Here is a 14,072-nt window from a genome sequence, read left to right on the forward strand (position 1 = left end):
GCTGCAAAGATAGGAATTTTAATGATATGAAACAAGAAGATATTGACGAAAAATACATGCGTCGTTGCTTGCAATTAGCACGCAATGGCCAGCTATTGGCTAAACCTAACCCTATGGTTGGGGCTGTCATTGTGAGCAAGGAGGGTAAGATTATCGGTGAAGGCTACCATGTTCGTTGCGGTGAGGGACACGCTGAAGTGAATGCCTTTGCGTCAGTTAAGAATGAGGATGAGGCTTTGCTCCATGAAGCAACAGTCTACGTTAGTCTTGAACCTTGCTCTCATTATGGCAAGACTCCTCCTTGTGTCGACCTTATCATCAGTAAGGGAGTGCGCCGTGTCGTATGTGGTTGCATCGACCCCTTTGCCGAAGTGCATGGAAGAGGGGTTGAGAAACTGCGCAAAGCAGGGATAGAAGTGACGGTGGGTGTCTTAGAGAAGGAGTGTTTAGAGCTGAACAAACGATTTATAACATATAATACTCACCACCGACCGTACGTCATTTTGAAGTGGGCCGAGGCTAAATGTAGAGAGGAGAACGCACTAAGCTGTACACCGACTGACACACCACTCAACACTACAACTATCCCCTCCTCCTCACCGAACACTCATGGAGAGGAAAGTAATCACCAATATTCTGCTAACAATGCACGTGTTATAAATGGTAGTAAAGAGGGTGAAAATACTTGTAAGGAAAAATCTCCTGTGGCTTGCATTGGCAACTTGCCGGGTAAAGACTATCAACCACTAATTATCTCTACCCCCTTCACAAAAATGTTAGTACACAAGATGAGGGCTGAGAATGATGCTATTCTCGTTGGTAAGACAACAGAAGAACTGGAGCATTCACAGCTGACAGTGAGGGAATGGAGCGGTCCTAATCCTGAGAAAATAGTACTAACAAGTCGACCAACAAGGGCTAATGAATTTGCAACCCCAGCCGATGTGCTGTCGCATCTCTATGCTGAAAAGAAACAAAGCCTCATCGTGGAGGGCGGTGCAAAGACTTTACAGAGTTTTCTTAACGCTGGGCTATGGGACGAGATACGAATAGAAGAAGCGACCTTCACGGTCGGCAAGGGTGTAGAAGCACCTAAACTGCCTAAGAACCTATGTGTTGCGAAGATAGAAAAGTATGTCAACACGATAATTACTTACGAACGAGAATAGGCTAAAATAATCTCCCTTCGATACAACAAAACATCTACAAACAATTTATCTTCATGAAAAAAAGAATTTTCTTTCATGAAGATAAATATTTTTTTTCATGAAAAGAAATAATTATCTTCATGAAAATAATTCGAAAAAAAGGCTGAGTTAGGGTATAACAGCCTTTTAATTACACTTATGAGTCATGATGTTAAGCACCATATCGTCGGTGTTACACATCGCTTCCTTCCCTATGCTTGTTAGGTTACGGATAGACTTATCAACGTCTTCATCGATGATTCCCTCTGCAGCCGTCACATGTTTGCCCTCCATAGAGAGCGTGGCAGAGAGGATGGCAGTCGATACGCCCGATGATATCTTTAGTGAACAACTTGGTTTAGCACCGTCGCAAATCATGCCTGTAAGGTTGGCTATCATGTTCTTCACCGAATGACAGACATTGACATAATTGCCTCCCATCAGATAAGTAATACCACAGCTGGACCCAATACTTGCCACAACGCAACCACAAAGGGCTGACAGTGCACCGAGACTCTGCTTGATGTAGATGGCAGTGAGATGACTCAAGATTAGTGCACGGATAAGTTCTTCGCGCGTATTCTCATTCTCCTTGGCAAAAACGGCTACTGGGTTCGTTGCACAGATACCCTGATTACCAGAACCACTATTGCTCATCACAGGGATTAAAGCACCCCCCATGCGGGCATCACAGGCAGAGGCTGTCTTTGCAATGACGTGTGAGAAGATACTATTACCAAAGATTCCGCGACTCAAAGGACGGTCCATTATCTTACCCAAACAATGTCCGTAGTTTCCTTTCAAAGCCTCAGCTGCAGCACGGAGGTTATATCGCTTCGCCTCAAGGATAAAGTCTATTTCTTCGACAGGGGAGGTCGTTGCAAACTCCCAGACCCTCTTCAGACTCAAACAAAGTGGTGCCTTCTCTTCCGTAGTAGTGCTGGGTTGCATCTTATCAAGCAGTACATTCCCGTCTTTCTCTTCAAAGACAATATTCGTATGAGCACAAGAGATGATAGCTGTGGCACGATGTCCTTCAGCCTCACAAGTGATTTCGATGTATAGTTTCTCAGTGATACCTTCCTTTAACTTGACGTCAATACGATTCTCACTGATAAATGTCTTGCCAGCTTCTAAGGTGTCAGGTGTGAGGTCTTTGATAACCTCCAACTGATACTCAGACTTACCTATCAAAGTTCCGAGAGCAATAGCAATAGGCAAGCCTATCATTCCCGTGCCAGGAATACCAACTCCCATCGCATTCTTTAAGATATTAGCAGAGAGTAACACGCTAATATACTCTGGTCTTCGACCTAATAACTCCGTGGCACGTGCAGTACATAATGCCACAGCCATTGGCTCTGTACAACCAACAGCAGGAACTACCTGCTGGTGTATCAATTCGTTAATCTGTTCTCTAATGTTCTTCTCAAGCATAATTGATTGGTTTAGGTTTAGCCTGATATGATTATGATATTAAATAATTCTCTTCGTCTTTACCCACTCAAACATCAATCTATTTGAGAGAGCTTATTGCCTAACTCTTGTCGCATAGCCTCCATCTTCTGACGTCGATCGATAGAGAATGTAGAGCCATTCGCCTCAACATAGTCGAATAACCTATATGATTTCTCCATCAGCATCTGCCGCAAAGGTTGCACTTTGTAGCTTCCTTCGGCATAAAGCAACTCTGCAACCATATTGATTTTGTCTATCCGTTCTTCCTCATCCCACTGCTCCTTGGCATACGTCAACAACTCGTCAACGGAGAGATTACGCAAGTCGTCATACTCTCCAACATACTGTCTATAAAGGTCTTTCAAGTCCTTATCGCGCTTCAAGTCATCATCCTTCTTTGTAAGAAAACGTGAGATAGCAGCATTAAATTCTTCAATTAAACGAATAAAATAATCTCGTTGTAACATAGTAGATTTCCTTTTATGACACAAAAGTAAGTAAAAAATTGATATAAATCCACTTTTCTGTGTGTAATTAAACAAAAAACATTTTAGAATTGGGCTTATAAAGAATTAACCCAATTAGCCTAATAAGGCCAATTGGGCTAATAGAATAGATACTTTCAGGACTGTGAGAGGCTCTCCCACAGCTTCTTGTAAAACTCGTGTTTGGTCATTGTTTGGACGTTACCAAGGATTATCAGCTTCATTCTGGCACGTGTTATGGCAACGTTCATACGGCGTAAATCACGTAAGAAACCTATCTGACCATCATCATTGGAACGCACAAGAGAAATGAGAATCACGTCACGCTCTTGCCCTTGAAAGCCGTCAACGGTGTTCACACTGATAAGACTTCGATAGGGTTTGAAGAACGCTCGCTTCTTTATTAGGCTACGGAGATACTGCACTTGAGCACGATAAGGGGAGATAACGCCCACATCTATCCGCTCATCTAACACACGCTGCTTCCCTATCTTAGTAAAGTAATCAGCTAAAATCTTGAGTGTTAACTCTGCTTCTCCTTTATTTATACGACCGAAGGAAGAACCAACAAACTGCTCATGAAAGGCATTTTCCTTGTTATTATTCAATTGGGAAGGGTCAGAATTAGCCTCACTTTCCATTAAATCATACGATGCTACGACAGCCTCATCAGACGTATCAATCCATACCATTGGGTTGTCATAATCGAGGATGCCACGATATTTAATCTGCGGAGCGGTCTCTACCTGTCCACCATAGAACCAATCGGATGAGAAGCGCATAATATCTTCGTTCATTCGATACTGCACCTTCAACAGCGTTACAACCTCTGGTTTATTCTCAACGATACGTTCCATCAGGGTCTTTCCTAAGCCTCCACGTAGGGCAGCTATGCTTTTTACTGTTGGTGGGAGTTGACAATGATCACCCGCAAAGATGACTCTTGACGCTCTACGAATGGCTATCCAGCAGGCTGCTTCAAGGGCTTGTGCAGCCTCATCGATGAACAAAGTGGTGAACTTCTGACCCTCCATTATCCTACTGTTAGCACCAACGAGGGTGGAAGCAACGACACGTGCCTCTCCAAACAGCTCGGCATTGATACGTATCTCAAGCTCTGTAGCACGGCTTTTCAGTCTATCCATCTTCTGATGATAGCTTTCAGAACCTTTCTTTCTGTTGTTCCTCAGTTCACGAATGGCCTTTCGAATCGACCATAACTGAGGGTAGTCTGGATGCGCTTCAAACTTCCTTTCGTATGTAAAACCTAACATCTTATCGTTCACTCGGGTAGGATTACCAATGCGAAGAACATTGATACCACGGTCGACAAGCTTCTCACAAATCCAGTCAACAGCCATATTACTCTGCGCACAGACCATCACTTGGCTTTCTCGCATCAGTGTTTCGTTGATTGCTTCGACCAATGTTGTCGTCTTACCTGTTCCCGGTGGACCATGAACTACCGCCACATCCTTTGCCCATAACACTTCGTTAACAGCCTTTTCTTGTGTCGGATTCAACCAAGGTAATCGAATAGGAGCAAAGGAGAACCTCTCTGCCTTCTGTCGTGAATAGAACAAGTCGCGAAGATAAGCCAGTCTATTTCCCTTTGCTTTCATGGTACGGTCTAACGCATCGAACATCATTTGATAGCTCGTTTCATCAAAACCTAACTGGCAACCGATCTGTTCTGAAGCTGATTGTAGGTCTAACAACGGAGCTGAGTCTGGAACAGCAACAACCATTCTATCGCCTTCCACATACGATACTGTACCCGTAAAACCATAGTATTTCAGCTTAATCGCTTTATTCGGAGTACCTTCCTCTTTCGCAATAAACTTAAAGAAAAGGAGTGGTCTACCACATTCAAAGTTATGTTCGATATCCCCATCCTGTGTACGAAACACCTCAATGCACAGTTGGTTGAGTCCATTATAAAACCGTTTACCCACTCTTAATGGGAACCAAGCGTCACCTCGTTTCACTTTCCGCTGCATACCAGTAGCCTCAGTCTGCTTTCTGAAGGCTTCTTTCTCGGCATAATACTCCATTTGAAGCAGTAAACGCTGACGTTGTAAGAGTTGTATTGGACTTTCCTGAAGCATATCTTTTTGTAGTTAACAAGTTAACGAGCAAACGAGTAAACAAGTTGCTTGTAAAAAATTAAAACGATATTATATATCAATAAAAGCACACTTTGCACACTAAGTATAAAAGAAAGTAAATCACTAAAAGAAGAACATTGTACGACTATTCTGCTTTTTCTGCGCCAAAGCATTTTCCATTTGCTTTGTAGCTGCCTTAAAGAAGAACGCAATGAGATGTTCATCCGTCCCTTCCGTTCGTATGGTTCGCAAAGCAGCAATATACTCTTGGCGATCTTCTTTCTGTATAATCAATTCTGGATAATCATGACGCAGCAAGATGAAGTTGGATAACAACCTGCCTGTTCTCCCATTCCCATCACGGAAAGGATGTAGGTATTCGAAGAAACCATGGAACCGAGCAGAAAGAATCATAGGGTGAAGTTCTCCACGTTTCATCATCTCAGCTGTTGAAGACATCAGTCGTGGTACCTGTGCCACCAATCCCTCATGTTCGCCAAAGACCGTATCACCAGCTGCCATATCTACCGTTGTAAACTCCCCAGGTACGGCATCTGCCTGCTTATAAGTGAGCGTACGAAGTGTTACCAACCTATTGAGGGTCTTCAATAGTTCGACATCAAAAGGGTGATCTAAATGATTATGCATCCATTCGTATGCAGCAAAGTGGTCTGCCATCTCCTGACACTCCAACAAAGACTTACCAACTGGATGATAGCCTAACTGCTCTTCAAACAGACAACGTGTATCATCCACTGAGAAAGAAGATCCTTCTATACCACAGCTATGGCAGGAAAAAAGGATTTCAGAATATTCTCTAAACGCCTTCTTTCCCATTGGCAGCACTATCTTTTCTTGATACTCTGCTACCAATTCATCATATCTTTTTATCTCTGTTTCAAACACTTTACAAAAATAATACTTTATTATCTAATATCCTTCATTCTTATGAATAAAACACAGAAAACGGCTAACAACTGAAGTCATCAACAATCTCAGCAGCTTTTCCTATTTGTAAACCTGGGGGCGCACAAGAAGATAAGAACAAGACAACTCTGAGGTTTTCATAATGCAATGGCAAAGAAAGAACAAGGTCTAACTTTCCATCTCCATCCAAATCGCCAGCAAACAGAAGACGGAAATAAGCCCCATCCACCTCCGCTTCTCTGCAGATTCGCTCTCCATTCAGTAACAGGGTATAGTTCTTATAGACATCCTCACCTTGTGCCTTTGCCTCTAACTTATAATGTTTTCCTGCAAAAGTAAAGCTACTTGTAGTGCCCGGCGCAAGAAAAGTAGTATCAGAAATCTCTACATCAGCAGCCTTTACCTTCCCCAGATTGACAGGCAACTGATTGACGAATAAGATTGTATTTCGTTTCCCCGACAAGTGAGGTGTCATTCCTCCCACACATGCATCTTCCTTTTTCTGAATACTATAACGCGCCTTTCCTACATAATAATCTTTCCCATCCTTATATAGTTCAACCCAATTCTTATTTATCAATGTATCGGGGTTACAAAAACGATAAGCAAAAGGAACCAGAATCTTATACGTTAGTGGCTGCGTCTTTGCTACCTTAACACTATCTACTTTCTTCACAGGCACACCATCCTCCTGCTGTACCGACGCTGCCTGTGCCTGACTAACAGGCTTCTTATCGGTACAAGAAAGTATTATGACACAAAAAAACGATAGGAAAAAAGCATACTTTAATCTCATAATAAATATATATTAATTGCCTTTCAGCATACATAACTTAGCGCATTGCGCCCTATAGGTGAATACTACTCAGCACATCCCTTATATTTTGACAAATATAAACCTCAACTAACAACTGAAGTCATCCACTATCTCTGCGGCTTTACCTATTTGTAAACCAGGGGGAGCACAAGTAGATAAGAATAAGAAAACTCTTAGACTTTCATTATCTATAGGTGCTGAAAGAACGAGGTCTAATTTACTATCCCCATCCAAATCACCAGCAAACAGAAAGTTAAAAGCAGCGCATCCTGCTTCCACTTCTCTAAAGAATCTCTCTCCATTCAGCAATAAGGCATAATTTTGAAAGACATCCTTACCTTGTGCCTTTGCTTCTAACTTATAACGTTTTCCTAAGAAAGTAAAACTATATGTAGTACCAGGTATCAAATAAGTAGTATCCGAAATCTCTATATTAGCAGCCTGAACTTTCCCTAAACGAATAGGTAACTGGTTTAAAAACAATATGGTATTTCGTTTTCCCAACAACTCAGGTGCTGATCCATTCCCACATTCATCGGGTATTATTTCAATACTATAACGTGCCTTTCCGACGTAATATTCCTTCCCTACCTTATATAATTCAACCCAATTCTTACTTATCATCGTATCAGGATCACAGTAACGATAAGGACTGGGAACAAGGATCTTATACGTTGGTGGCTGCTTCTTCGCAACCTTAATACTATCTACTTTCTTCACAGGCACACTATCCTCCTGCTGTACCGACGCTGCCTGTGCCTGACTAACAGGCTTCTTGTCGGTACAAGAAAGTATTATGACACAAAAAATCGATAATAAAAAAGCATACTTTAATCTCATAATAAATATATTTTAATTGCCTTTCGACATACATAATTTAGCACATTACATCCTACAGATGAATACTACTCAATACATTCCTTATATTATACTTTGACAAGTATAAAACCCGACTAACAACTGAGGTCATCCACTGTCTCTGCAGCTTTTTCCATTTACAAACCAGGAGCGAACAAGGAGATTCTGAGATATTCATTAACTAAAGGTGCTGAAATAACAAAGTCTTATTTACAATTCTCATCCAAATTCCCAGCAAACAAAAAAATGATTGAAGGTCTAACAAAGGCGCAGTGTTTCCTTAGACACCTTGTTTTTGAATGAATTATTTAATATTTAAGTTTTCATATCAGCCTGTCCTCTGCTTAACACAAGTATCAAAGTGACTTAACAGTCATATTGATCATCTATCTCTCCCACTTGTTGAACTGGCTGACCAGGCAACGCACAGGACGATAAGAACAAGACAACTTTGAACTCGCCAGTGTCACTTCTAAAGTCAATCACCAAATCTAACTTGCCATCACCATCAATATCACCTGCAAATAAGAGTTCAAAAGCAGCTTCAAATACTTTCGTTCGCTTTGCTATCTGTTTACCATTCAATAAGGTAAAACACGTAAAGGGTACAGAATCATCCTTCTTCTTTTCTTTTTTTATCTCCAAATTATAACGTTTTCCACCAAACATAAAGCTGCAAACTTCATTAGGTCGTAAGGTAATATATTCATCAAAATTAAGGTTTGCAGCCTCTATTTCTCCTAATTTCGTAGGTAGATGATTGACAAAAAGGAATGCTTTTCTTTTCCCATATAATACATTTGCGGTATCACCTATATAGTCAGACCACCTTCTCTTAAGGGTATATTGTGCCTTTGCACGATAGAATTTCTTCCCCTTTTGGTAAATCTCCACCCAACTACTGTCAATCATCCTGCCTGGATTTATATAATGATAATGAGCCGGAACAAGGAATTTGTAATTGAGGGACTTACTGTTTTGGGATGATACATGTAAATGATTCCTGTTGGATTCCATGGTATCTGTTTCCACAGAATCAGCATTATCTTTTGATGAAACAGATGTCTCTTGATCAGATTTAGCTGATTTCATGTCCGAACAAGAGAACAATAACGAGAATACTAACAAAGGAAAGATAAGTAACGCAATTCTCATTTATAAATTTAAAAATTAATTTCTATGTATGAATACTGACTTTATAATACTATAGAGAACAAACTACTGAAAGTTCTAACACCCAAAATCATCAACAACCTCCGCTACCTTTCTTACCAATTGACCAGGTAAAGCACAGGAGGATAAGTATAAAGCAACATAAACTTCACCAAACATACCTGACAAATTAAATACTAAATCTAACTTTCCATCACCATCAATATCACCTGCAAACATAAGAGTGAAGTCAACTTTATCCAAATTTGTCCTTCTGACAATCTGCTTTCCATTTAAGAGAATGACTCCCTCATAAGATTGATTACCATGTTTCGTGAAAACCTTTTCCTTAGTTGTCAGTTCATAATGCTTACCCTCAAAAGTAAAACGTAACGGAGTTCCTGGCTCTAAATAAAAGGAATCCAAGAAAGAATTAGGGGCAATATGAAGGTCTACACTCTTCACTTTTCCCATTTTAGAGGGCAAATGATTAACATATAGAATAACGTCTCTCTCGCTTGTCAGTGTTGATACAGAGTCTCCTATAATTCCATCCCACTCTTTACCGATTGTATATTGTGTCTTAGAAAGATAGTATTTCTGACCTTTCTTATACAGTTCCACCCAAGTATCATCAATCAATGTATCAACCTTACATTGACGATAATCGAAAGGGATAAGTATTTTATATGAACGGTTTTCTATCTTCGAATCTTTTACCGACATATCCTTTATGCTATCCTTCCCCTTCTTCTGCACCTCAGACATATTATTTTTACTCAGAATCCCACTTCCTCTAACCGCCTTGACAGAACTCTTTTCTGTACAAGAAAAAAGTATCATACAAAGAGTCAACAAAAAGAATAGGGGCTTAACTCTCTTCATAATCACATAATTAATGCCTTTCAACAAACGACCATATTATATATAACACGCTACAAATATAACATTTTCCATCTGAAATTCGTCCTAAAATGTATTAAATAATACAGTTAACAACCTTGATTCACTTGAAAGAACAACACCACAAAGTACCCTCACCACCGAAGGGAGGTATATCATTACGAAGACACCCATAGCACCTACCTCCAAAAACATAAATCTCTAAGCCTATTATACTACATTTTTTTAATTTTAATTTGCTGTCATATTTAACATTTCACACAACCCTTTGTAGATTAATCAGTTGCACACCTACAACCCATGACAGATATGACAGCAAAATTATTTTGGGTAGAATCAGGTCGTGAAAGTCTTTTGCTTTAATCCATAACTTTTCTGTCAGCACGCCCATCGCAGATGTGCTATTTTAGTCCTGCCGACCTTTTGTCTACGATTACAGTTAGTACTATCACCTTCTATCTCATCGGAAGCATAACTATAAGTGGGTATTTTGCCTCTTCACAGCCCTTATTTATCATTTTTATCCTAACTTCTTACACCACTTCCACGATTATTTACTATTTTTGTCATCAGTAATTAACAACAAGAACTAAGACATTTAAGCTTATGAAAACAGACAAAATGCAAATTGAACACAACCTCCCTTCAGAGTGTACAACCATCATCATTGGTCAAGAACAGACTGCTGATGGTTCTATGATAGTAGCGCGTTCAGAGGACTGGGACGCTATGGAAGCAAAGAACTACGAGATATTCGAAGATACAGACAATGGTCCACGTGAGTTCGTTGCAAAGGATAGCCCTTTCCGTTGCGAACTCCCAGAGAAGGCTTTGGGCTACTCTGCCCTTTCTCCGTTTAATCTCCATGGCCATTGGGGTAGTGCTGGTTTCAACACTGCAGGCGTGGGCATGAGTGCTACGGAGAGTATCTTCAGTAGTGACGAGGTGTTGGAACACGACCCATTAGTAGAGAATGGTGTGGCAGAGAACTCTGTCTTCAACATAACCCTACCTTACGTACGCACCGCTCGTGAAGGTGTTGAGCGATTGGGTATGCTCATCGAGAAGTATGGTATTGCTGAGGGCTTCGGCATTGGCTTTGTGGATAGTAAAGAAATATGGTACTTAGAGACTGCTTGTGGCCATCGTTGGTTGGCTTGTCGTATGCCAAAAGACCAATACTTCGTCACTGGCAACCAAAGTCGCTTCCGTACTTACGACCCTAATGATAAGGAGAATTACCTTGCATCAGCCGACTTGATTGAGTTTGCTGAGAAGCATGGACTCTATAACCCAGCGCAGGGTGCATTCGACTTCCACGTTGCCTACGCACGTGATGTCGTCCTTGACACTACTTATAACTACCCACGTGTATGGGGCTTACAGCAGTTATTCTCTCCAGAAATCAAGAATGACGTAACACGAAACACCTTCCCTGTCTTTGCTAAGCCTGCTCATAAAATCACACTGACCGAACTCCGCACGGCGTTCCGCTTCCACTACGACAATACGGAGCACGACCCATATCTTAATAGCAATCCAAAGGAGCCTTACCGTCCTGTTTCTATCTTCCGTACCACCCAGACTCACCTCCTACAGGTACGTCCAGAACTGCCACAGGCTATCGGCTGTATCAACTATGTTGCTATGGGTATGGCTGATCTCGGTGTGTTCCTTCCACTCTATCAGGGTATCACTTCTTATCCAGAAGCCTATACAAAGGGTAATGGAGAGTCAAGTGCTGACTCGGCTTATTGGAAGTTCCGCAAGATAATGGTATTGGGTATGACCAACTACAACAAGTATGCTCCTGTCATCAAGGAGGCGTATGCGAAGTTTGAAGCCGAGACCGACCAGCGCCAACGTGAGATGGAAGAAGAGTATTTGCGCATCTACAAGACACAACCTCTCCATGCACAAGACCTGTTACAGGCGTTCTCTGACAAGGTTCTTAACAGTGCACTCGACCTTGCCGACCGCCTGCAAGAACGACTCTTCACGCTGATGACGCAAGACATACAGCAGGAATATCTCTTTCACGGAGCATAATATCGAGAAGGGATTATAGATAATTCCATCACACATTGGGCTGTATCAACTTGTATGAACACACTTGATACAGCCCTTCATGTAGCGTATTAATAAGGTAGGACCACCATGGAAAGGTAAAAAAACTATCATTTCACCTTATATATAACTTTTTTTTCCTATCTTTGCAACCGAGAGTTATTCCACAGCCTCCTAACAGAAGCAAAGTAATACTCGACAGGCTCGCTCTGATAGTTCAATGGATAGAACGTAGGTTTCCTAAACCTTTGATCCGGGTTCGATTCCCGGTCGGAGTACAAACAGCTGCTTTTCTTCTCTTATCGACAAGAGACAAGGGGCTGACTATCCTTTTTTATACGGATTTACTACTAACAACCTAACAGGAAACATATACCCCATAGTGTTTTTCAATCCGCTCTCAAACTATAGAGAGATTAAAGACGAAACTTTATGATTGGTGCTATTATAGGAGATATTGTAGGCTCACGCTTCGAGTTCGGAGCGGTCCCACAGAAAGACTTTGAGCTTTTCACCCCCGATTGTTCTTACACTGATGATACGATATGCACCATGGCTATTGCCGATGCGGTGCTGAACGAACGTGACTATCAGGAGAGTCTGCTCGATTGGTGTCGGCGTTATCCAGACCCAATGGGCGGCTATGGCAATCGATTCTATCAATGGATTAACGCAGACAACCCTGTGCCAATGAACTCTTTCGGCAACGGTTCTGCCATGCGTGTCAGCCCAATTGGCTGGCTATTCGACGAGTGGGAGGATGTGGTTGAGGAGGCTAAGAAGAGCGCAATGGTAAGTCATAACCACCCAGAAGGCATCAAGGGTGCACAATGTATTGCTGAAACCATCTGCTGGCTACGACTGATGCGTTTCTCTAAGGCGGATGTCGAGCGCAAAGTTGAGAAATTCTTTGGATACGAATTGCCTCCTATGCGCGACATAAAGAAGATTGGCTCAGAGGGACACTTCGATGCTACCTGCCAAGAAACAGTACCGATGGCACTGCGCTGCTTCATGGATGCTAATAGTTTTGAGGATACTATCCGCCTTGCAGTACTGTGTGATGGCGATACCGACACAAAGGCTTGCATCGCTGGTTCAGTTGCTGAAGCCTATTATCCTGTACCAGAATGGATGATAGAAAAGGCTATCAGCTACTTGCCCGACGATATGCTCAATATCCTCGGACAGTTCTATGAGCGCATACAAGATAGCTGTGGCCCTAAAAAGCGATAGACTCATCCTACGTCGGTACGTTAGCTTTCAACAGGAAAAAGTAGTCGCTTAATTGTCTTAGAAACAGTTCTTGAGGCATCAACAGACCTACTATGCTTTTTGAAGCTTATTGATTACAAACTATCACATTGTTATATTATTTACTTGATATAAATCAATAATAACGCATAAACCCAAAATAACTATTGAAAAAGTTGCAAATATGAAATAAACTCCATATCTTTGCATCGTGTTTTTCATAGTATTAGATTTAAGGTTAACAAAGGTTGGACTACAGCGGTAGTCCTTTTTTTATGCCTATAAGTCTCGTACTACAACCTTTCTAACAATAAACACGACTCTACCCTACTGTTTTATGCTGTCCGAAAAACAATCTTCATAACCCTTACTCCTTCATATCTTACTCGTTTCATCCGTCCTTCCCATTATGCTTTCGAATGTTTCTTATAGCCTTAACGCCTGCGTCTCTTGCCGAACGTACGTGCCCTATCATCTTTGATAGTCTTTTTATATGAACTACCTTGATAAGCAGCTCACCCTTCGAAGGTCAATTTAAGAGCTTAAAATATCTTTACATAGCAACAAGCCAATCATCCTCTCAACAAGTGCATAACATTCCCTACCACCGACTTTATAACCAACAAGAAATCAATAGGTTACAAGCTGCGTTTAAGAAGACGCCTTTCTTGCTTCAAGAAGGGCGTCTTCAACACCCAAGAAGGGCATGTTCTTGAATGTAGAAGAGCCTCTTCTTACTTCAACATCAGCCTCTTCTCGAATGAAAGGGGAAATGATTAACGAAAAATATCAACAATTCCTATCCGTATGGTTAGTATTCTTTCTCTCTCTATCAGTATTGTTGTAGGGATAAGTT

Annotated in this window: 11 protein-coding genes and 1 tRNA gene; 4 read left to right on the forward strand and 8 right to left on the reverse strand. The window is 41.3% G+C overall.

Features of this window, described 5'->3' with window-relative positions:
• The first annotated feature begins 26 nt into the window (after window positions 1–26).
• On the forward strand, window positions 27–1,169 hold the full coding sequence (ribD, locus tag CHB62_RS01735) for a bifunctional diaminohydroxyphosphoribosylaminopyrimidine deaminase/5-amino-6-(5-phosphoribosylamino)uracil reductase RibD (protein WP_089365437.1): 1,143 nt from the start codon (window positions 27–29) through the stop codon (window positions 1,167–1,169).
• 165 nt (window positions 1,170–1,334) lie between these two features.
• Here ribD and CHB62_RS01740 read toward each other — a convergent pair whose 3' ends face one another.
• The 8 genes from CHB62_RS01740 to CHB62_RS01775 form a co-directional block, all read right to left on the reverse strand.
• The gene (locus tag CHB62_RS01740; RefSeq protein WP_089365438.1) at window positions 1,335–2,624 is read right to left on the reverse strand and encodes an L-cysteine desulfidase family protein; all 1,290 of its coding nucleotides are present in this window, start codon (window positions 2,622–2,624) and stop codon (window positions 1,335–1,337) included.
• A gap of 74 nt (window positions 2,625–2,698) precedes the next feature.
• On the reverse strand, window positions 2,699–3,112 hold the full coding sequence (locus CHB62_RS01745) for a hypothetical protein (protein ID WP_009012627.1): 414 nt from the start codon (window positions 3,110–3,112) through the stop codon (window positions 2,699–2,701).
• Window positions 3,113–3,267: 155 nt separating this feature from the next.
• On the reverse strand, window positions 3,268–5,238 hold the full coding sequence (locus CHB62_RS01750; RefSeq protein WP_089365439.1) for an AAA domain-containing protein: 1,971 nt from the start codon (window positions 5,236–5,238) through the stop codon (window positions 3,268–3,270).
• Window positions 5,239–5,361: 123 nt separating this feature from the next.
• Window positions 5,362–6,111 carry a Fic family protein gene (locus CHB62_RS01755; RefSeq protein ID WP_176414833.1) on the reverse strand — a complete coding sequence of 250 codons (750 nt, stop codon included), beginning with the start codon at window positions 6,109–6,111 and terminating at the stop codon, window positions 5,362–5,364.
• A gap of 97 nt (window positions 6,112–6,208) precedes the next feature.
• Complete coding sequence (locus CHB62_RS01760; protein WP_089365441.1) at window positions 6,209–6,961, reverse strand: hypothetical protein; 753 nt, start codon at window positions 6,959–6,961, stop codon at window positions 6,209–6,211.
• 108 nt (window positions 6,962–7,069) lie between these two features.
• Window positions 7,070–7,822 carry an FG-GAP repeat protein gene (locus tag CHB62_RS01765; RefSeq protein ID WP_089365442.1) on the reverse strand — a complete coding sequence of 251 codons (753 nt, stop codon included), beginning with the start codon at window positions 7,820–7,822 and terminating at the stop codon, window positions 7,070–7,072.
• Window positions 7,823–8,206: 384 nt separating this feature from the next.
• Window positions 8,207–8,932 carry a hypothetical protein gene (locus CHB62_RS01770; RefSeq protein ID WP_141240395.1) on the reverse strand — a complete coding sequence of 242 codons (726 nt, stop codon included), beginning with the start codon at window positions 8,930–8,932 and terminating at the stop codon, window positions 8,207–8,209.
• A 138-nt stretch (window positions 8,933–9,070) separates the two neighbouring features.
• Window positions 9,071–9,718, reverse strand: coding sequence for a hypothetical protein (locus CHB62_RS01775; protein WP_240616192.1), 648 nt, complete (start codon window positions 9,716–9,718; stop codon window positions 9,071–9,073).
• Between the two features lie 798 nt (window positions 9,719–10,516).
• On the opposite strand from CHB62_RS01775, the gene CHB62_RS01780 reads away from it, so the two are divergent.
• From CHB62_RS01780 to CHB62_RS01790, 3 genes are all read left to right on the forward strand, one after another.
• Window positions 10,517–11,944 carry a C69 family dipeptidase gene (locus CHB62_RS01780; RefSeq protein ID WP_394341632.1) on the forward strand — a complete coding sequence of 476 codons (1,428 nt, stop codon included), beginning with the start codon at window positions 10,517–10,519 and terminating at the stop codon, window positions 11,942–11,944.
• Window positions 11,945–12,168: 224 nt separating this feature from the next.
• Window positions 12,169–12,240, forward strand: a tRNA-Arg gene (locus CHB62_RS01785).
• Window positions 12,241–12,394: 154 nt separating this feature from the next.
• On the forward strand, window positions 12,395–13,198 hold the full coding sequence (locus tag CHB62_RS01790; RefSeq protein WP_089365446.1) for an ADP-ribosylglycohydrolase family protein: 804 nt from the start codon (window positions 12,395–12,397) through the stop codon (window positions 13,196–13,198).
• Window positions 13,199–14,072 lie beyond the last annotated feature (874 nt).

This window comes from Prevotella jejuni (genome assembly GCF_900187995.1).
Lineage (GTDB): Bacteria > Bacteroidota > Bacteroidia > Bacteroidales > Bacteroidaceae > Prevotella > Prevotella jejuni.